The sequence below is a fragment of the Shewanella sp. DNRA4 genome (genome assembly GCF_012843185.1).
Lineage (GTDB): Bacteria > Pseudomonadota > Gammaproteobacteria > Enterobacterales > Shewanellaceae > Shewanella > Shewanella xiamenensis.
Genome location: NZ_JABAIP010000019.1, coordinates 53,102 through 78,111, shown reverse-complemented (window position 1 = coordinate 78,111; position 25,010 = coordinate 53,102). Strand labels below are relative to the sequence as shown.

Annotated in this window: 22 protein-coding genes and 1 rRNA gene; 18 read left to right on the top strand and 5 right to left on the bottom strand. The window is 45.5% G+C overall.

What is annotated here, in order from left to right:
* From rrf to HG547_RS18685, 7 genes are all read left to right on the top strand, one after another.
* Window positions 1-93 (top strand): 5S ribosomal RNA (rrf, locus tag HG547_RS18715); the annotation flags it as partial.
* Window positions 94-678: 585 nt separating this feature from the next.
* Window positions 679-936 carry an OadG family transporter subunit gene (locus HG547_RS18710; protein ID WP_037419542.1) on the top strand — a complete coding sequence of 86 codons (258 nt, stop codon included), beginning with the start codon at window positions 679-681 and terminating at the stop codon, window positions 934-936.
* A gap of 11 nt (window positions 937-947) precedes the next feature.
* Window positions 948-2,783, top strand: coding sequence for a sodium-extruding oxaloacetate decarboxylase subunit alpha (gene oadA, locus HG547_RS18705; protein WP_169548699.1), 1,836 nt, complete (start codon window positions 948-950; stop codon window positions 2,781-2,783).
* Between the two features lie 8 nt (window positions 2,784-2,791).
* Entirely contained in the window at window positions 2,792-3,922 is a 1,131-nt protein-coding gene (locus tag HG547_RS18700) for a sodium ion-translocating decarboxylase subunit beta (protein ID WP_037419548.1), read from the top strand.
* A 643-nt stretch (window positions 3,923-4,565) separates the two neighbouring features.
* Entirely contained in the window at window positions 4,566-5,168 is a 603-nt protein-coding gene (locus HG547_RS18695) for a GNAT family protein (protein WP_169548698.1), read from the top strand.
* A gap of 93 nt (window positions 5,169-5,261) precedes the next feature.
* Entirely contained in the window at window positions 5,262-5,717 is a 456-nt protein-coding gene (locus HG547_RS18690) for a GNAT family N-acetyltransferase (RefSeq protein ID WP_037419745.1), read from the top strand.
* 44 nt (window positions 5,718-5,761) lie between these two features.
* Window positions 5,762-6,157 (top strand): hypothetical protein, encoded by a 396-nt coding sequence (locus HG547_RS18685; RefSeq protein WP_037419558.1) that lies wholly within the window; start codon window positions 5,762-5,764, stop codon window positions 6,155-6,157.
* A 50-nt stretch (window positions 6,158-6,207) separates the two neighbouring features.
* Here HG547_RS18685 and HG547_RS18680 read toward each other — a convergent pair whose 3' ends face one another.
* Window positions 6,208-7,101: a LysR family transcriptional regulator gene (locus tag HG547_RS18680; protein WP_169548697.1), complete on the bottom strand. Its 894-nt coding sequence runs from the start codon at window positions 7,099-7,101 to the stop codon at window positions 6,208-6,210.
* Between the two features lie 141 nt (window positions 7,102-7,242).
* On the opposite strand from HG547_RS18680, the gene HG547_RS18675 reads away from it, so the two are divergent.
* The 4 genes from HG547_RS18675 to HG547_RS18660 all read left to right on the top strand — a co-directional run bounded on the left by HG547_RS18675 (window position 7,243) and on the right by HG547_RS18660 (window position 14,121).
* A complete protein-coding gene (locus HG547_RS18675; protein WP_037419568.1) occupies window positions 7,243-8,013 on the top strand; it encodes a TSUP family transporter in 771 nt (256 codons plus the stop codon).
* 292 nt (window positions 8,014-8,305) lie between these two features.
* A complete protein-coding gene (locus HG547_RS18670; RefSeq protein ID WP_037419570.1) occupies window positions 8,306-9,505 on the top strand; it encodes an exonuclease SbcCD subunit D in 1,200 nt (399 codons plus the stop codon).
* Window positions 9,502-12,558: an SMC family ATPase gene (locus HG547_RS18665; RefSeq protein WP_169548696.1), complete on the top strand. Its 3,057-nt coding sequence runs from the start codon at window positions 9,502-9,504 to the stop codon at window positions 12,556-12,558. Before HG547_RS18670 ends, HG547_RS18665 begins: the two co-directional genes overlap by 4 nt.
* Before the next feature lie 267 nt (window positions 12,559-12,825).
* Window positions 12,826-14,121 (top strand): peptidoglycan DD-metalloendopeptidase family protein, encoded by a 1,296-nt coding sequence (locus tag HG547_RS18660; RefSeq protein ID WP_169548702.1) that lies wholly within the window; start codon window positions 12,826-12,828, stop codon window positions 14,119-14,121.
* A gap of 361 nt (window positions 14,122-14,482) precedes the next feature.
* Here the strand turns inward: HG547_RS18660 and HG547_RS18655 are convergent, their stop codons facing one another.
* The 4 genes from HG547_RS18655 to HG547_RS18640 form a co-directional block, all read right to left on the bottom strand.
* On the bottom strand, window positions 14,483-14,950 hold the full coding sequence (locus tag HG547_RS18655) for a hypothetical protein (RefSeq protein ID WP_144376453.1): 468 nt from the start codon (window positions 14,948-14,950) through the stop codon (window positions 14,483-14,485).
* 86 nt (window positions 14,951-15,036) lie between these two features.
* The gene (locus HG547_RS18650; RefSeq protein WP_037427302.1) at window positions 15,037-15,564 is read right to left on the bottom strand and encodes a M48 family metallopeptidase; all 528 of its coding nucleotides are present in this window, start codon (window positions 15,562-15,564) and stop codon (window positions 15,037-15,039) included.
* Between the two features lie 56 nt (window positions 15,565-15,620).
* Window positions 15,621-16,058: a DUF3010 family protein gene (locus HG547_RS18645; RefSeq protein WP_037419582.1), complete on the bottom strand. Its 438-nt coding sequence runs from the start codon at window positions 16,056-16,058 to the stop codon at window positions 15,621-15,623.
* A 114-nt stretch (window positions 16,059-16,172) separates the two neighbouring features.
* The gene (locus tag HG547_RS18640; protein WP_169548695.1) at window positions 16,173-17,522 is read right to left on the bottom strand and encodes a DEAD/DEAH box helicase; all 1,350 of its coding nucleotides are present in this window, start codon (window positions 17,520-17,522) and stop codon (window positions 16,173-16,175) included.
* A gap of 369 nt (window positions 17,523-17,891) precedes the next feature.
* On the opposite strand from HG547_RS18640, the gene rssA reads away from it, so the two are divergent.
* The 7 genes from rssA (at window position 17,892) to HG547_RS18605 (ending at window position 24,985) form a co-directional block, all read left to right on the top strand.
* Entirely contained in the window at window positions 17,892-18,839 is a 948-nt protein-coding gene (gene rssA, locus HG547_RS18635) for a patatin-like phospholipase RssA (protein WP_037419588.1), read from the top strand.
* A gap of 112 nt (window positions 18,840-18,951) precedes the next feature.
* On the top strand, window positions 18,952-19,632 hold the full coding sequence (locus tag HG547_RS18630; RefSeq protein WP_069455187.1) for a hypothetical protein: 681 nt from the start codon (window positions 18,952-18,954) through the stop codon (window positions 19,630-19,632).
* 303 nt (window positions 19,633-19,935) lie between these two features.
* Entirely contained in the window at window positions 19,936-22,053 is a 2,118-nt protein-coding gene (nrdD, locus tag HG547_RS18625) for an anaerobic ribonucleoside-triphosphate reductase (protein WP_037419596.1), read from the top strand.
* A gap of 115 nt (window positions 22,054-22,168) precedes the next feature.
* Window positions 22,169-22,630 carry an anaerobic ribonucleoside-triphosphate reductase-activating protein gene (nrdG, locus tag HG547_RS18620; RefSeq protein WP_169548694.1) on the top strand — a complete coding sequence of 154 codons (462 nt, stop codon included), beginning with the start codon at window positions 22,169-22,171 and terminating at the stop codon, window positions 22,628-22,630.
* A gap of 125 nt (window positions 22,631-22,755) precedes the next feature.
* On the top strand, window positions 22,756-23,112 hold the full coding sequence (locus HG547_RS18615) for a YibL family ribosome-associated protein (RefSeq protein ID WP_037419602.1): 357 nt from the start codon (window positions 22,756-22,758) through the stop codon (window positions 23,110-23,112).
* A gap of 263 nt (window positions 23,113-23,375) precedes the next feature.
* Entirely contained in the window at window positions 23,376-23,987 is a 612-nt protein-coding gene (ribA, locus tag HG547_RS18610) for a GTP cyclohydrolase II (protein ID WP_169548693.1), read from the top strand.
* 113 nt (window positions 23,988-24,100) lie between these two features.
* On the top strand, window positions 24,101-24,985 hold the full coding sequence (locus tag HG547_RS18605) for a hypothetical protein (protein WP_169548701.1): 885 nt from the start codon (window positions 24,101-24,103) through the stop codon (window positions 24,983-24,985).
* The last annotated feature ends 25 nt before the right edge of the window (window positions 24,986-25,010 follow it).

Here is a 25,010-nt window from a genome sequence, read left to right as displayed (position 1 = left end):
CCCACCTGATCCCATCCCGAACTCAGAAGTGAAACGCAATCGCGCCGATGGTAGTGTGGGGTCTCCCCATGTGAGAGTAGGTCATCGCCAAGCGCCTAAATAAACAATGAAGCCAGCTGAATAAGCTGGCTTTTTTGCATTTAGTGTTTTGAATTTCAACGTTCAATTCTTCACAATACTTCTCTAAGTATCTTTAATTTTTCGCCTCATACAGAATATAAACAGAGAGCCCCTCATTGCTCCGTTTTCTTCATTCTCCAACACCTTTAGCATCATTCATTTAAATGGCTGCTTGATCTAAATACTTTAGTGCATTGAGACCCCTTTGATTTTTGTCCTTATAGGACTAATCAGTAAATTTAAAGCTTGTACTCTTCGTATGCTCGTTTAAGGGGGAGTCAGAACCTTATTGTCAGCCCATGTTTGCTTTTGGTTTCATCTTGGCTGGTATCTTCATTTCGTCATTACTCCTCAATAAAAATTTCTGCTTTGCCGTTTCATTAACGAATATTCATTTTATCGGTCGTTCACTAAGGATCCCTCAGACACTTGCTGCTGATCTTATGTAAATTGGTCTTACCAATTTACATTCGCCGATTAAATTTGTTATCAATGCAGATGTTGTGTGGTTGTTAATTTAAAACGCGAATGTTGGTTAAGGGCGAAGGAGGTAGGGCAGTGAAAGGGGAGCTAACGCAACAGTTATTAGACGCTGTTGGCATCATGTTATTGGGGATGGGGCTGGTCTATTTATTTTTAAGTGTATTGATATTAGCTGTGAATCTGGTTGCTAAGTGGTGTCGTGAAGAGCACAAAGCAGTAGAACCGTTGAAGGTCAATGATGCGAGCTCAACTGGAGCTTCAAGCACTTTAGAGCCTAAATTGGTGGCTGCGATCAGCTTAGCCGTCCAGCAGTATCGTTCTCAGGCTAAATAATGGAGCGCCATATGAACCGAGTAAATTCGATAGTGGCGTCTAAGCCATTACAGTTAACCGATGTTGTCTTGAGGGATGCACATCAGTCTATTTTAGCGACGCGTTTACGCCTCGATGACATGCTTCCGATTGCACCTTTACTTGATAAAGTCGGTTTTTGGTCGCTAGAGTCTTGGGGCGGAGCGACCTTCGATGCCTGTATCCGTTATTTGGGGGAAGACCCTTGGGATAGGATCCGCGAACTGAAAAAGATCATGCCCAATACGCCTCAACAAATGTTGTTGCGCGGTCAAAATCTATTGGGTTATCGCCATTATGCCGATGATTTAGTGACACGTTTTGTCGAGCGTGCGCATGCCAATGGTGTCGATGTCTTCCGTATCTTTGATGCGATGAATGATGTGCGTAACCTAGAGATGGCAGTTAAAGCGGTGCGTGATGTCGGTGGGCACGCGCAAGGCACAATTTCTTATACAACTAGCCCTGTTCATTCGGTTGATACTTGGGTTGATATGGCAAAGCGTCTTGAGGACATGGGCTGCCATTCGCTGTGTATTAAAGATATGGCGGGTCTGCTGAAGCCGATGGAAGCCTTTGAGCTTATCAGTCGCTTAAAATCACAAACTCAACTCATGCTCACATTGCATTGCCACGCCACCACAGGCCTTAGTACCGCAACCTATCAAAAGGCTATTGAGGCGGGAGTCGATGTACTCGATACCGCGATTTCATCCATGAGTCAAACCTATGGTCATACGGCAACTGAAACGGTAGTCGCTATGGTGGAAGATACTGAACGTGCAACAGGCTATGATCTTGTATTACTTGAGGAGATTGCCGCTTATTTTCGTGAGGTTCGCAAAAAATACGCCAAATTCGAAGGTGCGCTAAAGGGGATTGATTCCCGCATTCTACGTGCTCAAGTCCCTGGCGGCATGCTGACAAATATGGAGAGTCAACTCAAAGAGCAAGGTGCACTAGATAAGATGGATGCGGTGCTGGAGGAGATCCCTCGGGTACGCCAAGATTTAGGTTTTCTGCCTTTGGTCACGCCAACCTCGCAAATTGTTGGCTCGCAAGCCGTTATCAACGTACTGATGGGACAAAGATACCAATCGTTGACGAAAGAGACTGAAGGTGTGCTAAGGGGCGAATATGGTGCTACGCCAGCGCCAGTGAATTCAGAGTTGCAGGCAAGAGTACTTAATGGGCAGGTGGCGATCACCTGCCGTCCTGCGGATTTACTCGTACCAGAGTTAGACAAGTTGCGTGCAGAGTTATTATCAAAGGCGCAGGATCAAGGGATTAGTCTCGTCTTAGAGAGTAAGGAAAAGTCTTCGGACGATGATTTACTTATTTATGCGCTCTTTCCACAGATTGGCTTACAGTTTTTAAAGCACCGTCACGATCCAACCGCCTTTGAGCCAAACCCTGAACTTGCGCCAATCTTACCAGTTACGCCGCGTGAGGCCGAAACCTATACCGTCACGGTTGAGGGGCAAACTTATGTGGTTGAGGTTGCCGAGGGCGGCGAAATTAGTCAGATCCAACCTCAAGGACAGGTAGCTTCGCAGCTTAATTATGCCCCTACTTCTCATTTAAACAGTGCTCCATTGGCTCAATCCGCCGAGATTAAGCTGAAGATGAGTGCGCCGCTATCGGGCAATATCTTTAAAGTGCATGTGGGGATTGGCGACAAGGTTTGCGCCGGCGATGTGGTGATCATCCTTGAGGCGATGAAAATGGAGACAGAGATCCGCGCTCAGGGGGATGGTGTTATTACCCATCTCTTTGTGAAAGAAGGGGATTCAGTTGTCGTGGGTTCTCAATTATTGGCCTTAGCCTAGGAGTCTATATGGATGGTTTACTGGCGTTTTGGGCCGAAACGGGCATAGCCCATTTTACCGCAGGGCAAGTCTTAATGATGGCCGTTGGCATGTTGCTGTTATACCTCGCTATCGTGCGTGGATTTGAGCCTTTGTTGCTGTTGCCTATTGGCTTTGGTGCAGTGCTGGCGAATATTCCCAACGCAGGTTTTACCCAAGAGGGGGGAATACTCTACTACGCCTATCATGTGGGGATTGAAACCGGCGTTTTTCCACTGCTGATCTTTATGGGGGTCGGAGCACTGACAGATTTTAGTGCACTGATCGCCAACCCAAAAACCTTATTACTCGGCGCGGCGGCGCAGTTTGGGATCTTTGCGACCTTAATTGGCGCTATAGCGCTGAATTTGGTGCCAGGCTTTGAATTTACCATGCAGGATGCCGCAGCCATTGCCATTATCGGTGGCGCGGATGGACCAACGGCTATTTTCCTTGCCTCTAAGCTTGCACCTGAGTTACTGGGAGCGATTGCTGTGGCGGCTTATTCCTATATGGCGTTGGTGCCGATTATTCAGCCGCCGATCATGCGTTTACTCACAACCCAAGCGGAACGTGAGATAAAAATGGAGCAGCTACGGGAAGTCAGTAAAAAGGAGCGGATTATTTTTCCGCTGATGGTATTAGGCTTAACCATTCTGTTTTTACCCGCGGCAACGCCACTGGTAGGGATGTTTTGCCTTGGTAACTTAATGCGCGAATCGGGCGTGGTGGATAGGCTTTCAAAAACAGCACAAAACGAGCTGATTAATATCGTGACGATTTTTTTGGGCTTAGCTGTCGGCTCTAAATTATCGGCCGAGCAGTTTTTGCGGGTAGAAACCTTGGGGATCTTAGTACTTGGTGCCCTTGCTTTTGGTATAGGTACTGCCGCAGGAGTGTTGATGGCAAAACTGATGTGTAAGTTATCCGGCGGTAAGGTTAATCCGCTGATTGGGGCGGCAGGAGTATCGGCTGTGCCTATGGCTGCAAGGGTAGTGAATAAAGTGGGATTAGAGGCTAATCAGCATAACTTTCTATTAATGCATGCTATGGGACCGAACGTTGCTGGCGTGCTAGGTTCTGCGGTCGCTGCGGGGATACTACTTGCCGTACTCGGCTAATAGAATAAAACGAAAAATATAGTATTAACCCATAGTGTAAGGTTATCGCGCCTGCGAAAGCGAGTGGGATACATCAAAAGGCCTACTAGGGCGTGTTGACGTTTCAGGGTTATTTTTGCAGCAATTGGGCTGGCGTTTATGCAAGGCAAAGTCCGTGCTGTGTAGTTATTCTACATAAACGGACGATAACGCTGCAGAAACGTCAGCCAAATGCTGCCCGAAGGATTCGTCTGGCAAGCCCTTGCTCTTACTTTCTGTTATAAGAGCCGCTCGTCATTTGAGTAAACTACACATCATTCCTCGTTTCGCGAGCACGAGCTTGCCAGAACGAACAAAATTTAATCTCGAAACGTCAACACGCCCTAAATACATTGATGTGTTGGTAGGCCTTATATTTACACGATCTAAATAGGCTGGAGCCCTAGGCTACAGCGTGCCATGTGCTAAACCATGGCAGGCTTATGCACCGATTCATTAACCTGTCATTTTCAACGGTGAAGCTTAAGAGAAACTTAGCTATTGTCCGGAATAAAATTTATATAATCATGTTGAAAATAGAGGTTTTTTTATTTTATATAAATGATAGGCTAGTAAAAAGTGTGCGCAATAGCACACTTTTTACCGCGTTAATGGAGACGAGATAATGGGCAATGATGATCTTTCAGCGTGTTTAAATGGTGAATATGCCGTTCTAGAGCCTTTATCGTTATCCCATGTGGCGGCACTTAGCTTAGCGGTCACTGATGGTGAACTGTGGCGTTTATGGTTTACCAGTGTGCCTGAGCCGAGTGAGATGAAAGCTTATGTAATGAAAGCCTTAGCTGAAAAATCCCGTGGGGAAAGTTTTCCCTTTGCGGTGCGAGACAAAGTTTCTGGTGAGATTGTGGGTTGTACGCGCATTTGCCATTGGGAGAGTGAGCATCGCCATTTAGAGATTGGTTACACTTGGTATGCTAAGCGCGCCCAGCGCACAGGTATTAATACCGAGGCTAAATTGCTACTACTCACCTTTGCCTTTGAAACCCTTGAGGCCATTGCGGTGGAGTTTAGAACCCATTGGCACAATCAAGCTTCGCGCCAAGCCATCGCTCGTTTAGGAGCCAAGCAAGATGGGGTTTTACGGAATAATAAAATTCTTAAGGATGGCACCATTCGGGACACAGTGGTTTATTCCATTATTGATTCTGAGTGGGCGACGGTGAAACATCATTTAATCTTTCGCTTACAACAGCGACTGGTAGTGTAAGGAATGATGGATGCGTATCGCGCATATCTAATATGAGTAGATATAGCTTGATAAGACGTCAATATGGATATGGACTTAAGGTTGGTTAAGCCGATGGCAAATAGAATCATTCAAGCTAATGAGTCCCACAGTCATGATATTGCTCCTTTATTTAATGAGTATCGGCAGTTTTATGGCTGTAAGGATGATGTAGAGGCAGGTGAGCTGTTTATCCGAACTCGTTTGCATGAAGGGTCATCGGTGATTTTTTTTGCGCGCTCACCTCAAGGTTTAGGCTTGGGTTTTGTGCAGTTATATCCCAGTTTTTCATCCCTTAATTTAGCGCCGATTTTTATTCTGAATGATGTATTTGTCACGCAGCATGCGCGATGTGTCGGGCTAGGTCGGGCGCTGGTACAACGGGCAGCAGACTATGCTCGTAGCCAAGGAGCACGTTATTTAGTGCTCGAAACCCAAAAAGAGAATTTACGCGCCCAAGGGCTTTATGAAGCACTTGGGTTTGTGCGCGATCAACAATTTGTAACCTATGAACTTGAGCTAAATCCTTAGCTTAAGTCGCTTACTCTTAATTACTAATAAAAAGGACAATATCAATGTTAAAAGCTTTTGCTATTGCAGGTCTTATGCTGACGATGAGCCACAGCGTGTTTGCGGATGAAGCCCAACAGGCTCTGGCTAAAGAAGCTATTGAATGTGCAGCCTATTATCAAATTAGCTCTGAAGCGATTGGCGCCATGAATGCCCCACAAATGCAAGCGGTGGGTGAACGCTTAAAAGCGTCTAAAGTTGAAGCCGAAAATCTGGCGAAGAAATACCAGTCAGAAGCCGAGGTGACCCAAGCCGTTGCCGATGCCAAAGCTCGTCAAATACAAAGCCTGGGTGGCTCTAGTAATCTCGGGGTATTGATGGGGAAATATAAAGAAGAGTGTAAAAACTTACTGGCTGATCCTCAAAAGCGCCTCGATTATTGGACAATGGCAACCATGTAACGTGGTTACTATGACTGACGTAAAAACCACCTTCGGGTGGTTTTTAGTTTTTAGCATGCATTGCGATAAGGAGCGAAGAGGTCGAGCATCCACTCGATAAATGCTTGCACTTTTAACGGCAAGCTTGGGGATTTAGGTGTGAGTAGGTAATAAACGTATGGGCTGGTAAACGGTGCATGAAAGGGGATGACTAAACTGCCGTTAGCTAATTGTTCTTCAATAAAAAAGCGTGGGATCAACGCCGCGCCCATGCCACTGGCAGCTGCCTGACTCAACATGTAAAAATGCTCCACGCCAAAGGTTTGCTCTTGCGTGAGTGTTAAGCCTACCTTTTCAGCCCAATAATCCCAAAGTTCTGGGCGAGTGGTGTGTTTGAGTAAGGTGACATGATTAATATCCTCAGTACATTTCAGTTTTGGGGTCAATGACGGCGCGCAAACTAAGCACAGATCTTCATCCATGAGTTTGATGTAATTCACTCCCTTAGGCAGCTTGGTACTACTGCGGATCGCGATGTCGTAGCGCCCTTGGCTGAAGTCAACGGCAAAGTCACCTATCGAGAGATCCACATATAGATGTGGATAACGCGACTTAAATTGCTCCATACGAGGGATTAACCAGTTGATGGTTAAACTTGGTAATACATTGATGGCTAAGGTTTGTGGCCGAGAACCTTGGCTACGCAAATCGGCGGTGGCGCTCGATAGGGTTTGCAGCGCCGCTTGTACATGGGGGAAGTAACGCTTGGCTTCGTCTGTGAGTTCGACTTTTTTATGTAGCCTAACAAAGAGGGCGAAACCTAAAAAATCTTCTAATACCCTGATTTGTTTACTGATTGCGCCATGGGTGACGTGCAGTTCTTTGCTCGCCAGCGTCATACTCTGTAAGCGGGCAGCAGACTCGAATGCCCGTAATGCATTGAGCGGTGGCAAGCTAGTAAACATATTCATATCCAAATCAAGGTGTTTAACAAACGGTTTAGTGTGAGCTTTACTCACGCTAGCGCGACAATAACTCCTTTGCATTTATAAGGCAAACGCAGTCTAATGCGAAGCCTTAGCTCCTATAACTCAATTATAAAAATCATGGAATTTGAATTAACTCTACAAGTTGCAGCATTACTGTTTGGCGTGGCGATGGTGGCGGGCTTTATCGACTCTATTGCTGGAGGTGGGGGATTACTGACCATTCCTGCGTTAATGTGGGCTGGGTTACCGCCAGCGGTCGCCCTTGGCACTAACAAGTTACAGGCATGCGGTGGCAGCTTTTTTGCGAGCTTGTACTTTGTTCGTAAGGGATTGGTTGATCTCAAAACTGTCAAACTCGCGCTGTTTTGTGCCTTTGTCGGTGCGGCGTTAGGTACAGTGTTGGTGCAGTTAGTGGATACCAAAATTCTTGAGTTAGTATTGCCGTTTTTAATCCTCGCTATTGGTTGCTACTTCTTGTTTTCGAAAAAGATTTCGGAAGATGATCGCCACCAAGTCTTAACCCCTACCGCCTTTGCTTTTACTGCCGCGTTAGGTGTGGGCTTGTATGATGGCTTTTTTGGTCCGGGGACTGGCAGCTTTTTTGCGTTGGCGTTTGTTACCCTTGCGGGTTTTGGCCTCGCCAAAGCGACGGCTCACGCAAAGGTGTTGAATTTTTCGACCAATATTGCCTCGCTGATTTTTTTCGCCCTTGGCGGAAAAGTCATTTGGTTACTCGGTTTAGTGATGTTAGCGGGCCAAGCCATTGGGGCAACCTTGGGATCACGTTTAGTGGTCACTAAGGGCACAAAGATCATTAAGCCCTTAGTAGTGACCATGTCGCTGGCCATGAGTGTGAAATTGCTCGCCAGCCAATACCAACTGTTTTGATGATGATTTTGGTACGGATCAACTTTCTTCAAGCTGAGCACTGACCTTATTTGCGCTAATGGTGAGCTGTTAGCGCAGTCTTCGACCTCTTTGCTGTAAATCTCTCCACTCCCATGGTATTAACTATACTCCGCGGCATTTTTTAGGATAACCTAGCATTTTTTAAAGTGTTTTTAGGGTTTATTGGCGAGCCATTGGGCGCGGTTATCCGACAAGCAGCTTTGACAAATAACTTAACGACAAGCATCCCGCGCCATAGCGTTGGCTTAGCATCCATTAAGGTTTAGTAATAATGCGATTTATTCACACCTCAGACTGGCATATTGGCCGTCAGTTACATAATCAATCATTACTGGATGATCAGGCCTATGTACTTGATCAAATTGTTGCATTGGCGCAGCAGCACAGTGTTGATGCGGTGATTATTGCGGGGGATATCTACGATAGATCGATTCCACCCGCCAGTGCCGTCGCTTTGCTTAATGATGTGCTTAATCGCCTTATTAACCAATTGGGTATACAAGTGCTGATGATTGCTGGCAATCACGATGGCCATGAGCGTTTGGGATTTGCTGCTAAACAAATGGCTGCCAGTGGTTTACATATTATTGGGCCGCTACAGGCCGAATTAGTGCCTACTCGTTTAACCAGTGCCAGTGGCGACGCTTACTTTTATCCGCTGCCTTACGCTGAACCTGCTACCGTGCGCCAAGTTTTTGAAACCGATGCCAAAGGCCTTAGCGTATCGAGCCATGAAGAGGCGATGGCGTTATTGCTAGAACAGGTTCGCTCCCATGATAGCCAAGGTTTACCTAAAGTGGTGGTGAGTCATTGCTTTTTGGATGGTGGCAGCGAGTCTGAATCTGAACGGCCATTAAGTATCGGCGGCGCGGATAAAATTTCCCCACGGCTGTTTAGTGAGTTTGACTATGTCGCTCTAGGGCATTTACATGGTCCGCAATACAAAGGCTGCGAACAGGTGCGCTACTCAGGCTCAATCCTAAAATATTCCTTTAGTGAGCAACACCAGCATAAGTCTGTCACCTTAGTGGATATCGCTGCGCAATCTCCCGCTCAAATCCAACTCTTACCCTTAACTGCGCTACGTGATGTGCGGATAATTGAAGGTGAATTGGCACATTTATTAGCAGTAGGGAAAACCGATGCCAAGCGTGAGGATTATTTAATGGTGCGTCTGCTCGATAAACACGCCATTTTAGATGCCATGGGCAAACTGCGCAGTGTTTATCCCAATGTGCTGCATTTAGAACGCACCGGATTGATGGCGGGCGATCAGGCGGTGGTGCTCAATCGAGATCATATAAAAAAAGGTGAAATGGCCATGTTCCGTGACTTTTTTGCCCAAGTCTCGGGGGATGAATTAACGCCGGCGCAGCAGGCGGTGATGGAGGATATCCTAACCCAGCTTCATCGAGACGAACTTGAACGCAGCGAAACACATCGTGACGTAAAAGAGGAGCAGGCAGAATGAAGCCACTACAACTTTCCATGTCGGCTTTTGGCCCGTTTGCGTCGACTCAGACCATTGATTTTACTGAACTTGGTGATAATCCGTTATTTTTGATCAACGGGCCAACTGGCGCGGGTAAAACGACTCTGCTCGATGGTATCTGCTTTGCGTTGTATGGAAAAACCACCGGCAATGAGCGTGAAGGCAGCCAAATGCGCTGCGATATGGCCGATGATAATCTGCTTACTGAGGTGACCTTTAGTTTTAAATTGGGTAACACCGCTTATCGTATTCGCCGAGTGCCCGAACAGGACAGACTCAAAAAGAATGGCGAGGGGTCGACAGTCCAAAAGAGCGAGGCGCAGCTGTTTAAGATCGCTCCCGATGGTACTGAAACCCTATTAGTCGCCAGTAAAGTCTCAGATGCAACGGCTGAAATTGAAGCGTTAACGGGCTTAGACGTAGAACAATTTCGTCAGGTTATGGTGCTGCCACAGGGGAAGTTTCGTGAATTACTCATGGCTGACTCCAAGGCGCGTGAGCAAATTTTTAGTCAATTATTTCAAACCCATATCTATAAACGTATTGAAGATATCTTAAAGGCGAAGGCGGCCGATATCCGCGGCTTGGTTAAAGAGCAGCGTGCGCGTCGCGATGGCATTCTACAAACCGCGGAGCTAGCGAGTGACGACGAGCTTGCCGCTGAATTTAGTCGAATAGAACCCGAATTGGCGGCCGCTATCGCCGCGAAAGAACGTAGCACGGCGGCCCATCTACAGGCGTTAAAACAGCATGACAGTGCGCAGCAACGGTTTGCTGAATTTACTCGTTTAAGTGAATTAGAATCCCAAGCCACTTTGCTTCATGAACAGCAAGCTGATATTGCAGCGCAAACGGCTCGCCTGAATGTGGCAAAACAAGCGCAGCGTCTTAAGCCCTTATTGGATAATGCGTTATCGAGGGAGCAGGAAGCGACAATTGCTAATGATCAGCGCAGCCATGCCCAGATGGTACTTGAAGCGGCAAAGCTTGCGCTTGCCAAAGCTGAGATCGAAGCGCAGGAACTTATTCCCCTTGAACAACAGCTGCGCGATTTTGATCAACAACATAATCAACTCAGCACGTTAGTACCGCAGTTGGCAGAATTTTCTAGCCTTGAACAAGCTTTATCGCAGGCAAAAGAGATACTGCAACAAACCAAAGAGCAGGGGCAAGAGACTAAGACGGCGCTTGTAAGCTTAGTTGATCAGCGCAGCACCTATGAAAGTCAATTGCCAGCATTACAACAGCAAAGTGAGCGTCAACTCGCGACCGCACAAGCCTTGCAGCAACAGCGCCACTTACTTGAGTTGTTCAAACAATGGCAACAAATTTGCGCCAAAGTTGCACAAACCGAAGAGGCGCTTGTACAAGCAGGATTACAAGGAAAGACGCTGAGCGCGCAGCATCAGGCAGCGCTAAGTGACTATAAGTCTTTACAGCTCAGTTGGTTTCAAGGTCAAGCAGCCATTTTAGCGAGGGAACTCAAACTCGATGAACCCTGCCCAGTTTGCGGCAGTATCGAGCATCCTCATCCTGCAACCAGTCATGATCATTTACCAACGGACGCACAGCTGCAAGCTGCGCAGGATGCCGAGGTGAATGCACTCGAACAGCTCAGCAAAGCGAGGGCAGAGTATCGGGGGCTACAAAAACAGTTAGAAGCACAGCAGTCGCAGGCAAATGAACTGGCCTCCTCGCTGGGGGATACGGTTGAGTTACCACTTGAATCGCATGTCCATCGGCTTGAGGAATTAACACGCCAAGCAAAACAAGCTGAAGTCGCCACCCAAGCATTACAGCAGTTACAGAAGCAAATCAAAGCGTTGCAGCAGCAAGAGTTAGTATTGACGCAACAATTAGAGCTTGAGCGTGAGCGGTATCATCAACAAGAAGGTGAAGTGGCGCGTCTATCCGGTCAATTAGCGGAAAAAGCGCTTCGGATCCCTAACGAATACCGCTCGCTTACTGCGTTAAATCAAGCGATTAATGATAATCAACGGCAGCTTGAGAAGACTCGTGAGCAGATTCATGCTCTTAGAAACTCACTAAAGCAGGCATCTGAGCATTGTGTGGCGGCGCAAACGGCGCTAGAGGCGGCGATACAACGCTGCCATAGCGCAGATGAGCAGCAGGCTTTGGCCGATGGTGACCTTAACTCACAACTGCATTTAGCGGGTTTTACTGATAGGGACGCATTAAGGGCGGCATTATTAGCCGATGAACAAATTCAAGCGTTGGGCGAGCGTATTGAAACCTATCATCGACAGTGCGCCTTAAATCAATCACAGCTTGATCAGCTAAGAACTGAGCTTAGTGATGTCAGCGTGCCCGACCTTGATGCCCTAGAAGCCATGCTTGCAGAAAAGCACCAACAACTTAATCTCGCTGAAGCTACATGGAGCCAACTTAATACACGGTTCTCTTTGCTTAAACAAACTCAAATACAGCTCAGTATTGTCGATCAAAAAGCGAAAGCCCTTGAGGGTGAATACGCCATTATTGGCACCTTGGCCGATGTGGCCAATGGCAATACCGGCAACAAGATTTCTCTGCAACGTTTTGTATTAAGCGTATTACTCGATGATGTTTTACTCGCAGCAACTCAGAGATTACACCTGATGAGTAAAGGTCGTTATCGATTACTGCGTAAAGAAGACAGAGCGAAGGGAAATAAGGCATCAGGGCTTGAGCTTGAAGTCGAAGATGCTTACACCGCAAAAGTGCGCCCCGTGGCGACCTTAAGTGGTGGGGAGAGTTTTATGGCAGCTTTATCTATGGCGCTGGGTTTATCAGACGTGGTGCAAGCCTACGCCGGTGGGATAAAACTTGATACGTTATTTATCGACGAAGGTTTTGGCAGCCTAGATCAGGATTCCCTTGAACTTGCCATCCGTACCTTAATGGATTTGCAATCTGCGGGTAGGATGATCGGCGTGATATCTCATGTTTCTGAGATGAAAGAGCAGATAAACACTCGAATAGATCTGTTGAAAACCTCCCATGGGAGCGAAATCAAGGTGATTTTGCCTTAGTGTCAGTTAAAGGGATTAATTGTTTATTTAACTTATTGTTTTTATTGTGATGGAAGACGTTATTTTGTGCTGTTTAACATCTGGATACAGAACGCACAATTGATTTAAAGTGCCAACTGACGCATGTTTTTGGGAAATAGTGCTGTTAAAGTGCAAAATAGCGTTTGTCATAATCGGTTTTTTGGGATAAGTTGGGAAAATTCGGGCTTCCCTAGGCGGGACTGGTTCAAAAATATAACGCAAAAACGATAACAAAAGGTGAAAGCGTTGCAGACAGGCAAACCCAATTTGGCTAATTTTCCGCAAATTCGTTTGCAGAATTTATCTTCAGCCCATAAAAATATTCTCCTCGTAGGTGGTTTATTGATCGGTGCGGCGATGTTAATGCCGAATGCTAATCATGTCGTACCCACAGCACAACGAATTCCCGTAGCTCTCGACATTGAAACTGTTTTACCGCAAGTTTCTGAGCCTGTTGACTCTACCACTGTTATTGACAATAGCCCTGATTTTGAGCGTGTTATTGCCTCCGGTGATACTCTAAGCGCTTTATTCTCTAAGGCGGGTGTTGACCAGCTAACGATGTATAAAGTACTAGAGGCCGATTTAAATATTTTGGCACTCGATACCTTACTGCCTGGGAACCGGATTCAGTTTTGGCTCGATAATGATGGCCAACTGCAAAAGTTAGAGCTTTATTTTAACGCCGCACGTCAAGTTGTATTTACTCGTTATGAAGATGGTAGCTTCAACGTTGAAGAAATTAACGTTGAAGGCGTTTGGCAAAACCGCATTATTACTGGTGATATTAAAGGCTCATTTTACGTATCGGCTCAAAAAATGGGCTTAGCGGCAGCTGATATTCAGCGGATTGAAGATTTACTCAAAGAAAAAGTGAATTTTGCACGGGATTTACATGCAGGAGATAAATTTTCTGTTTTGGTAAATGATCAATATGTTGAAGGTGAAGCAACCGGTAGCAGCCAAATATTAGGCGTTAGCATTAAAACTGGGCGTTCAGAAATCAGTGCCTTTCAGCATACTGATGGCAGTTATTATGATGCAAAAGGGCGCAGTTTAGTGCGTGCTTTCCAGCGTATTCCATTGGCTAAACAGCCTCGCATGAGTTCTCGTTTTAACCCTGCTCGTAAACATCCGATCACTGGCCGTATTTCCCCCCATAATGGTACTGATTTTTCTGTCCCTATTGGTACTAAGGTTATAGCGCCTGGTGATGGCGTGGTGAGTTTAGTAACGGATCACCAATTTGCCGGTAAATATATTGTGATTGAACATGGTGGTAAATATAGCACCCGTTATTTACACCTTTCAAAGGCATTAGTGCGTAAAGGCCAGAGAGTCACCCGTGGCCAAGTGATTGCTTTATCTGGTAATACTGGGCGTTCAACTGGTCCGCATTTACATTATGAATTCCATGTGAACGGTAAACCCGTCGATCCAATGAAAGCCGATATTCCTATGGCAAGCCAATTAGCAAACCAAGAATTGCGTAGCTTTACGAATATGGTCAATAGTCGTCAGTCGTTGATGAATTTAGGTTAATTCCTTTTCGTTTGTCCCGTTCTGAGTATAAAAACGCCGATGAATACTGATTCATCGGCGTTTTTATTTCTATTGAATGTGCCTCAGCAACTAAATGATTTGAGTGGTGTATTTGTCAGGCTTTTTGTTGGGTTTGTTGTTTGGCTGCATATGCTTGGATAAGACGGCTTGCTTAAATTTGATTAAATTTCGCCCTTGTTATCGGTATTTAAAATAATAAATCGAGCCACTTTAGGCTTTAGTGAGCGTACAGGTATTGATTGAATGAGGTGTGAATAGCGAAGATAGCTAGCAGAAAATATCTAACCACTCTTACTTTGAGATATCTTCAAATTTATTTAATCAAGATCGATAAACAATATTAACTTGCCTGGCGTTTCTGCATCGCTTTTAACGCACATTTACATAGACGCCCCTTTAATGCAGGACATCCTCCACAGGGAGACTTTTTATAAGGACGAAGTGCAAAGCTTCGCTCTGTCGGTAAGGGGGAAATGCGTTTGATGGCTGCAATGGATAAAAATTGTGCATCATTTGCGGCATTAAAATGCGCTTTGGCTAATTTTAATTGCTGCTTACGTGCGGCTTTATCAAGATCTTGAATGTGTTGTTTGGCAATATACTCAGCCAATAATTGATTTAAGTGCTTGCGTTGTGCTTTTTTACTTTTGGTTGCAGTAGTCTGTTTTATTGGCTCCGCTGAGAAAGATGATTTTGCTGCATAGTTAACTGATGCTGCATTGGATAATGTTGCCTGTTGCTTTTGCAGTTTCTTGGCTTGTTTCTTACACCATTTTTCTAGCTTTCTACCAATATTTTGCGTTTTCATACAGCCTAAGTACGTTACAGATAATACATGATTATTCTAAATGAAAACTATTATCAGTCAACTCTTGGGGCAATAAAAATAAGTACTCAAACTGAGTCTATTGAGTGCGCGATATAAGGGGATTGATTGGCATCAATACAGGTCAGCAGTAAGCGCAGATCAAATTCAAATTGGTGGTAATCTGGTTCCATATAAGTACACAGATTATAAAAAGCTTTATTGTGATCCTTCTCTTTTAGGTGGGCGAGTTCGTGCACCACTACCATTCGTAACAAAGGTTCAGGTACACGTTTTAAGCGAGAAGAGATACGAATTTCATTCTTCGCTTTGATTTTGTTACCTTGCACTCTAGAGACGTAGGAATGTAAGCCAAGTGCATGATGACTCATGCTAATTTTGTCATCAAAGATCACTTTCGATAGGGGAGAGGATTGGCGTAAAAACTGATTTTTTATCCCTTGGGTATAGTCGTAAAGGGCTTTATCACTGCGGATATGATGAATGTGCGGATGACGGCGAAGCAATACTTCCCCAAGCTTGCCACTTTGTAAAAGCTGTTCAACTTGGCGTTGGATATCTAGGCTATAACCACTGACATATTTTAGGTTTTGCATGATTCTTGCGATATCTAAGTGGCTTGGCGCTAAGTGATAGCGCCAAGCAAGAGCACTTAAGCTTTACCAAAAATATGGCGATTTTGCTGAGCGTAGGCAGCCTCAAAGGCGGGTTGTTGGAAGCGTTTCAGATCTAAGCTATCAAAGTCTACCTGAGGTGGATTGCGCTTATTTTGTTCCTTGATCGCCACTGGAGATAGCAAGGTTACAGGCAGCTCGCCTAATTGAATTGCGGCTTCGAGTTTGAAGCTAGTAGCAGAACCAGCCAGTTTGCCTTTTTGCTCACGCTCAATAATTACAATTTCATCGATCTTGTAATCTTCCATCAACTTATGGAAAGCAAAGTGAAACTCACGAATTGCCTCCGTCGATGCCGACTGTGCAATGCTAAAAGACACTTTACGGCAGCTGGGTACGTTGAAGGTTTCACCTTCGTAACTGAGCAGACTGATGATGGCTTCGCCACCTTTTAATTCAACACCACAAATTCGCATGTTACACCTTTAACTATTTCAAATTACTTATGTATCGCCGGAAGAATTGCTCCCGCGAGTCACTCATTTTTAGCGCTCAAGTTTCACGGACTTGAGCTATCTTTTGCGTTATTTTTAGATCTCGTCGTCATTATCTTGTAGCAGTTGTGCCGCAGGTTTTTTGCGCATTGGCGCATCACCGACATCAATACCCGTGATAAAGCGTTTATCACGGGATGGCGCTGCTTTAACAAGGTGCGACATAGGTTTAGATTTGGCTTTGGTGTTTGCCTTTACTACACCTTTAGTCGCGACGGACTTTGGCTTAGCTTTTAAACCACTAAATTTAGCTTCAAGCCCCTTAATTACACTGATCTCAAAAGTTTTTCTTAAGAAAAGTTGTACTTTTTTAAAGTTATCCCAATCCTTAGGACCAACTAAGGAGATTGCGTCACCTTTGGCGCCCGCGCGGCCAGTGCGGCCAATGCGATGAACATATTCTTCGGCAAATTTGGGCATATCGAAGTTAATGACTAAGGATACATTCAGTAAGTCTAAACCACGGGATGCCACATCTGTGGTCACCAATATTTGCTGCTGACCACGGGCAAATTGGTCCATGATCTGGTTACGTGCCGTTTGTTTTAACTCGCCACTTAAGGCGGCGGTTGCAAAACCTTGAGCCGAGAGCTTAGCGGCTAACCGCTCTGTATCGGCACGGGTGGCGGTAAAAATAATCACTTGCTTGTGCGGCTCATCCGTCAGTAAACGACTGAGCAGGGCTTCTTTATGATCTAAATGATCACACAGATAAATTCGCTGCGAAATATCCTGATGTTCACTGTGGGCCGTGCCGATTGCCACATGTAATGGATTTTTAAGTAATGCCGCCGCGATATCATTGATTTCACTATGATCTAAGGTTGCTGAGAACATTAAGGTCTGACGACGTTTATGATCGGCCGCCTCGTTGATAGCTTTTAACTGTGGCGCAAAGCCTAAATCCAACATACGGTCGGCTTCGTCCAAAACTAACAACTCTAATCCATTGAGGAATAAGTTTTTTTGTTCTAAGTGATCAGCGATTCGCCCTGGCGTTGCAACAATAAAATGCGGCTCTTTTGCCAGCGCTTTAGCCTGATCGTTAAAGTTTTCACCGCCCAATACACTAATCGCTTTATATTGGGTATTGGCCACCAATAAGCGTAACTGACTGTACACCTGATGGGCTAATTCGCGGGTCGGTAATAAAATCAATACTCTAGGGTCGCGCTTACTGAGGGCGCGGGTGGAGATAACCCTTTGCAATGCGGGCAGCAAAAATGCCAAGGTCTTACCTGACCCAGTCTTTGATGATGCCATTAAATCTTTACCTGCCAATGCGATAGGTAATGCTTGTTCCTGGATGGCGGTTGGGGTTGCAATCCCCATATGCTTTAAGCTTTGTAACAGACGCTGGTCCAGAGAAAAATCAGTAAACTGCAAAGGTATATCCCCTAAATCTGAGTGAGGGCAGATTATAGCGCTAAATCACTATGGTCAGCTATCTTGATTGGGCATAATCTTGCGTAATCATCTAAATAGCCACTTATTTGCTTGGCTTGTGTCACGCTCGATATTTGTCCCGAGTGCTATGTTTAGCCAAATTGGCTATGAACTTACAGGATATCAAGCGACGATGTGGTTACTCTCTGCCCAAGGGGATAAGGCCGAGCGTAAACCATATAAATGTATCTAATGACTGGCTAGCATAACGGTTTATGTTGTCTAATGATTGACAACACTTTGGCTGGAATTTAGCTTTTTCACGTCATAGCGCTTCTTTAAATCATCGATTTATTAAGGGAATTTATTATGAGTAAGGGGACAACTCCGACGATCGGTATTGCCTTAGGCAGTGGTGCAGCCAAAGGTTGGGCACATATTGGCGTACTCAATGGGCTTGCCGCCATGGGAATTAAACCCGATAAGGTCGCTGGATGCTCAATCGGCGCCCTTGTTGGCGCTGCTTATGCTCATAATCATTTAGCGGAACTTGAAGAGTGGGTGCGCAGCTTCTCTAGTTGGGATGTGTTGGGACTGATGGACATTCGTTGGCGTAAAGGTGGGCTAATTGGCGGCGAAAAAGTATTCGATGTACTGCAATCGCGGATTGGTGATATCAATATCGAGGATTTAGAGCGTCCCTTTGCGGCCATTGCCACGGATCTTTATTCAGGTCAGGAAATCTGGTTTCGCCATGGTGATTTACGCCAAGCCGTACGGGCCTCTTGCTCTATGCCTGGGATATTAGCGCCTGTCCGTCAAGGTGAGCGTTGGTTAGTGGATGGTGCAGTTGTTAATCCTGTCCCCGTTTCGGTGAGCCGTGCTATGGGGGTAGATATTGTCATTGCCGTTGATTTACAAGGTTTTCATACCGGTCGATTACAAGTTTTACCCGTTAATATGACCAGCCATCGGGCACCTAAAGATGAAACCCAAATGCCTGCGCGCCAAGAAACGGGTTTTATGGATTTATTCGCCCGCGGACGAGAATATGTCGGTAGCTTAACCGATAAGTTTTCCCTAGGGACTAAATCTAATCCCGGTATGATTGCGGTGATGTCCCAGTCGATGAGTATTTTAGAGCAGCGGCATAAACGGGCGCGTTTAATGGGTGACCCTCCCGATATCTGTGTTGTACCCGAAGTGGCTAATATCGGCACCATGGAGTTCCACCGAGCAGCTGAAGCCATTGCAGCAGGTGAAGCTGCCGTGGCAAAAGTGGCACATTTAATTGAAGCGGCGATCTGGAAAGGCTAAAAATGTCAGGATGAATTTATCTGTTAATTACGATATGACACTACTTACTGCTTGATTGGCTTAGTTTTTGCTTTAAAACCATTAATCAGTATTAGACGCCGAATTATTGACGATGAATTCTCTTTTAAATGCCCTTAATCTAAATCGTAGCAGTGCTGCTGAAGCTTATGGCCTGAATAGCAAAAAGACGGAGACAGGTAAAACTGAATCGAGTACGGAGTCAAACTCCTCAGCCAAAGAACCCCCTAAGGTTGATACTAAACCGGGTGAGGAGATAGCGCTGTCACCACGGGCACTGCGAGCACAAAAAATTCAGGCCATGTCGAAAGACTTTTTTGCTGATGGCAAATTTAGTGTGGCTGAGATACCCGCTTTAGTCTCGCGGTTACAAAAAGACGGTATTCTTTCCGATGCACAGGTGGAACGGCTCTCGCAAAACGGCATTAGTTTGCCAAGCCAAAGTACCAATAAGCAGTCTTTGCAGGATTTTATCGATGATGAGCTAAAGTCTTTGGCTGAAAAATCGCCTAATAGCCCGATGATCAACACGTTAGTAGATGCTAAAAATGTGTTAAAAAACATGGATGATGCCCAGTCGCCAGTGCTGGCACAAAAGGCGACTAAAGTGTTTGGTCAATTAACGGATTATTTGAATAGCAACCCCACCATGAGCGATAGTCAAAAACAGTTATGGCAGGGACTTAAATCAACGATGCAGGTGGCTTCATCCATGGGGATGCAGCAATCGGCGTTGGGACAATTGAGCAGTTATCTTGCCTTAGCTAAGCGCTAGTCTTATTTACAATATTCTTTCAAAAACAATAGACTTTGGCTTTTGGGTCAGAGTCTTTTGTCATTATTAGCGCCATTTCCTGCGTCTACTATCTTGCTTTAGCATCAAGGTCAAGGCCTAAAACTGAGATCATTGGGTTTGGCAGCAGTTCTTATTTGTTCTTTTTATCCATCCGATAAATCATGATCTGGATCATGGAATTTTAGGTGTCGATGCCGCTTAATTGCCTACATATTGTGTTGATAGATTATTTAATCACTATATATAGTGTTAATTTTAATCGGGATGGAGAGGAATTAAACAATGCCAGTCGTGATCAAGCGGGATGGTTGCCGCACACCTTTTGATGAAACAAGGATAAGAGATGCAGTGGTCGCTGCTGCAAACTCGGTTGGGATAGAGGACGCAGATTATGCCGCGACGGTAGCCGCTTGTGTGAGAGAACGAGTGGCGAATATGGCAGAAGTTGAAATCCACCATCTACAGGATGCGGTTGAAAACCTATTGATGGAAGGCCCTTATAAATCATTGGCACGGGTCTACATTGAATATCGTCACGACAGAGACATTTGCCGCGATGCTACCAGTAAGCTCAATCTTGAAATCCGTGGTTTAGTCGAACAGAGCAATGCCGCACTGTTAAATGAAAACGCCAATAAAGACTCTAAAGTTATCCCAACTCAACGGGATCTGCTGGCGGGCATCGTGGCTAAACATTATGCCAAGAGCCATATTCTGCCTAAGGATGTGGTGGCTGCGCACGAAATCGGTGAGATCCACTATCACGATCTTGATTACTCGCCCTTTTTCCCGATGTTTAACTGTATGTTGATTGATTTGGCGGGCATGTTGACCCATGGCTTTAAGATGGGCAATGCCGAAATTGAGACCCCAAAATCGATCTCTACCGCTACGGCCGTGACGGCGCAAATTATTGCCCAAGTGGCAAGCCATATCTATGGCGGCACCACGATTAATCGTATTGATGAAGTGTTAGCGCCTTTTGTGGCCAAGAGTTATGACAAACATTATCAAGTGGCACTGAACTGGCAGATTAAAGATGCTAAAGCCTATGCCACTGCTCAGACTGAAAAAGAATGCCACGATGCTTTCCAATCCCTTGAATATGAGGTGAATACCTTACATACCGCTAATGGACAAACCCCGTTTGTGACCTTTGGTTTCGGTCTAGGTACTTCGTGGGAGTCGCGTTTAATTCAACAATCGATGCTGAAAGTACGCATGGCGGGGTTAGGTAAAAATCGTAAAACAGCGGTGTTCCCTAAATTGGTGTTTGCCATCCGTGATGGTATTAACCACAAAGTCGGTGATTGCAATTACGATGTAAAACAAATGGCCCTTAAATGCGCCAGTATGCGCATGTATCCAGATATTTTGAACTATGAGCAAGTGGAAAAAGTGACGGGTTCGTTTAAAACCCCTATGGGTTGCCGCAGCTTTTTAGGTTCCTATAAAGAAAATGGTGAACTCGTCCATGAAGGCCGCAATAACCTTGGCGTTGTTAGCTTAAACTTGCCACGTGTTGCGCTAGAAGCGAATGGCGATGAGGCTGAGTTCTACCGTATTCTGGATGAGCGGCTATTACTTGCCCGCCGCGCATTAGATACGCGTATCGAACGGTTAAACGGAGTGAAAGCCAGAGTTGCGCCGATTTTGTATATGGAAGGTGCCTGTGGCGTGCGCTTGCGTGCCGATGATGATATCGCCCAAATCTTTAAAAATGGTCGGGCATCAATTTCATTAGGTTATATCGGTTTACATGAAACCATTAATGCGCTCTATGGCACTGAAACCCATGTGTTTGATGATGCTAAGCTTCGTGAAAAAGCGGTGGCGATTGTTGCGCACCTTAAAGCGGCTACCGACGCATGGAAGGCCGAAACGGGTTATGGATTCAGCCTTTATAGCACCCCAAGTGAGAGTCTCTGCAGTCGTTTTTGTAAGCTCGATGCGCGCCAGTTTGGTGTGGTTGCGGGGGTAACCGATAAGGGCTATTACACCAATAGCTTCCATTTAGATGTGGAAAAGCACGTGAATCCTTACGATAAAATCGATTTTGAGCAGCCATATCCCGCCATCGCCAATGGTGGTTTTATTTGCTACGGCGAATATCCTAATATGCAGCACAATATCGAAGCTCTCGAAAATGTCTGGGATTACAGCTATAGCCGTGTACCTTACTACGGTACTAACACGCCGATTGACGAATGTTATGATTGTGGTTTTACCGGCGAATTTAGCTGTACTAGTAAAGGATTTACTTGCCCTAAATGCGGCAACCATGAGCCAAGTCGAGTGTCTGTTACGCGCCGTGTGTGTGGTTACTTAGGTAGTCCCGATGCCAGACCGTTCAACCATGGTAAGCAAGAAGAAGTGAAGCGTAGGATCAAACACTTGTAACATTTTTGCCTTGTTGTGTTTGTTACACTGATATCAGCACAGTCGCTTAGCATGGGACTGTGCTTTGATTTTTAGCCAGTCTGGCGCTCCTTGTATTTCGTATTGGACTTATACAATGAACTATCAGCAATATTATCCCGTTGATGTGGTCAACGGCCCAGGCACTCGGGCCACCTTATTTGTTTCAGGCTGTGAGCACCAATGCCGTGGTTGCTATAATCAAAGTACTTGGGATGTGCGCTCTGGCCATTTATTTGATAAGGCAATGGAAGATAATATCATCGCCGATTTGCAGGATACGCGGATCGTTCGCCGTGGCTTATCACTCTCTGGCGGCGATCCACTTTTACCCGCCAATCTTGAGGGGATTTTGGCGCTTGTTAAGCGCGTCAAAGCTGAATGTCCCGGTAAAGATATTTGGCTGTGGACGGGCTATGTATGGAATGAATTGAGCGATAAGCAGCGTGCGGTGCTGGAATATGTAGATGTGCTGGTGGATGGCAAATTCGAGCAAAATCTTGCAGTTCCGAGCCTTCCATATCGGGGTAGCAGTAATCAGGTGATCCGTTTCTTATAAAAGCGGTAACGAGGATCGCTAACTTGCTGTTATAATCCCACACCTTGACACAGTGACCCAGACAAACAGGCCAAAGATTAGGTCAATATCGACTGGGATTCGCTAAAGTAATTTAAGGTAACATAATGAATTTAAAGCAAGAACTGCAGCAGCTAAACGATAAGTTAGATAAGTTTCGTCGTAAACTGGCGGCGGCAGAGCAACGTGGCGATGTTGTCATCGTGGCGCAGTTTAAACGCGAGATTGAGGCTGTTACTAAGCAAATCAATAGCGTAAAAACGCAGCAGTCGCGTTTATTACAAAAGCAAGGGGTGGATATTCAGCACTTGCCATTTCATCGTGCCCTTACCAAAGCCGAGCAAGCCGATATGGGTCAACTGAAAAAGTCAGTAAAAGGCTTAGTTGTTGTGCACCCTATGACTGCTTTAGGGCGTGAAATGGGCTTGACTGAAGTAACAGGTTTTGCACCAGCAAAATTTTAAGCTACATTGCTAAGTTATTCAATGAGTTGCAAAATAGAACACTTATCTATTTTGCAGCGCCTTGGCTCGACAAATTACCCATTGAGCTAAATGAGTCACGCAGTTAATAGCTTAGTTTTGTAGTTGATTAAATTACTAAAGTATTTCGTGATTGCTGAAAACACTTTAGAATAGGTGCGCCGTAGGCTAAGTACCTAATCATTGTTTTGTTTATGGATGTTCCTTCCGTCTCATGGAATGAGAGTTGTCGTTAAGGTTAAGTCATGTCGATAAAATATGTCGCGACGTCAAAATTACCCACTCCCTGGGGCGTTTTTGCCATGCACGGTTTTGAAGATACCGAAACCGGTAAAGAGCATGTTGCCCTCACATTTGGCACCCTAAGTAGCGATGCTCCTGTTTTAGGCCGTATTCACTCTGAGTGTCTCACGGGCGATGCCTTATTCAGCTTACGCTGTGACTGTGGATTCCAGCTGCAAACCGCGATGCAAAACATTGCCGAGACTGGCAGTGGGTTTATCTTATATTTGCGTCAGGAAGGTCGTGGTATTGGTCTGCTAAACAAGATCCGTGCCTATGAGTTGCAGGATAAAGGCGCCAATACGGTTGAGGCGAATGAACAGTTAGGTTTCCCTGCGGACATGCGTAAATATGATTTGATCCAGCCTATGCTTGAGCAGATTGGCGTAAAGCATGTACGCTTAATGACCAATAACCCTCGCAAAGTCAAAGCGATGAAAGAAATCGGCATCGAAGTGGTTGAGCGCGTACCCTTACAAGTCGGTAAAAATCGCTATAATGAGGCTTACTTAAAGACTAAGTCCACTGAGCTTGGGCATATGATGTCTGAGTATCATTTTACGGATGAACAGTAGTTCTTAGTGCAATAAATTTACCGATTAGGCTGCAAATTAGGATCTGTTTGCGTAAATTGAATATCATTTTTAGTCGGTTTATCGTCAACCTCTGCTCCATTTCGGCGCTATCAATGGGGATTGTTTTCCCGCTGTTGGCGTCGACAGAGCCTGTTTCCAACTCCAGTCACCCGCAAGATATTGCAGCATTTGCCCCCCAATCTTCCCAAGCGTTTTCGAAGATTAGCCCTGAAACGCCGATTGATGGGAAAAATAATCCTAACTCTGTTTATGCCTTTGGCAGTTACCTTGGCACAGGGGTATATCGAGCTGCTGAGCAAAATGCCACCGTCGTTAGTATTCCGTTAAACTTTGATTTTTTGAAGGATGATAGTAGTCAGACTTGGCTGCGTTTACCCTTATCCTTCGGTTTTTTTGACTACTTAGCCAAAGACATCACCGACGGCGAATTGCCATCGTCAGTTGGCACCATGACGATAACGCCCGGCATTGAGCACCATTGGCAGGCAACGGCAAATACGCGGATGGAAGCCTATTTGGATGTGGGCTTTGGGACAAATTTTGAGACCGATGCGAATGTGGCGATTTTAGCCTCAGGTGTAAGCACCTTGTATGATTTTAGTCTCGCGGGTGAAGACAGCGTCTGGGTATCGAGGTTAAGGTTTGCGGGCTACAGTGAACGGGTAGGAAAATTAACCGACCAATTTGCGGTATTGCAAACTGGGGTAGATATTGGCCTTTCGCCGCGCTGGCAATGGTTGAATATCCAAATGCAACCTAGATTATTTGCGGTCGGTTATTGGTACTTCAACGAGCTGGATTTTAGCCAAGATGCTGAAGATGAAACCATAGTCTCCGGAAGCTATGAGTTTGGTGCCACACTGGCATTTTCTAAGCCTTTGGGCGGCGATCTCCTCGGCATAGATAGAATTGGCATCAGTTATCGAACCGGTGACGGGTTAAATATTTGGCGTTTATTGTTTAGTTTCCCAATCTAGTTCACAGCTACCAAGATTGAAAATG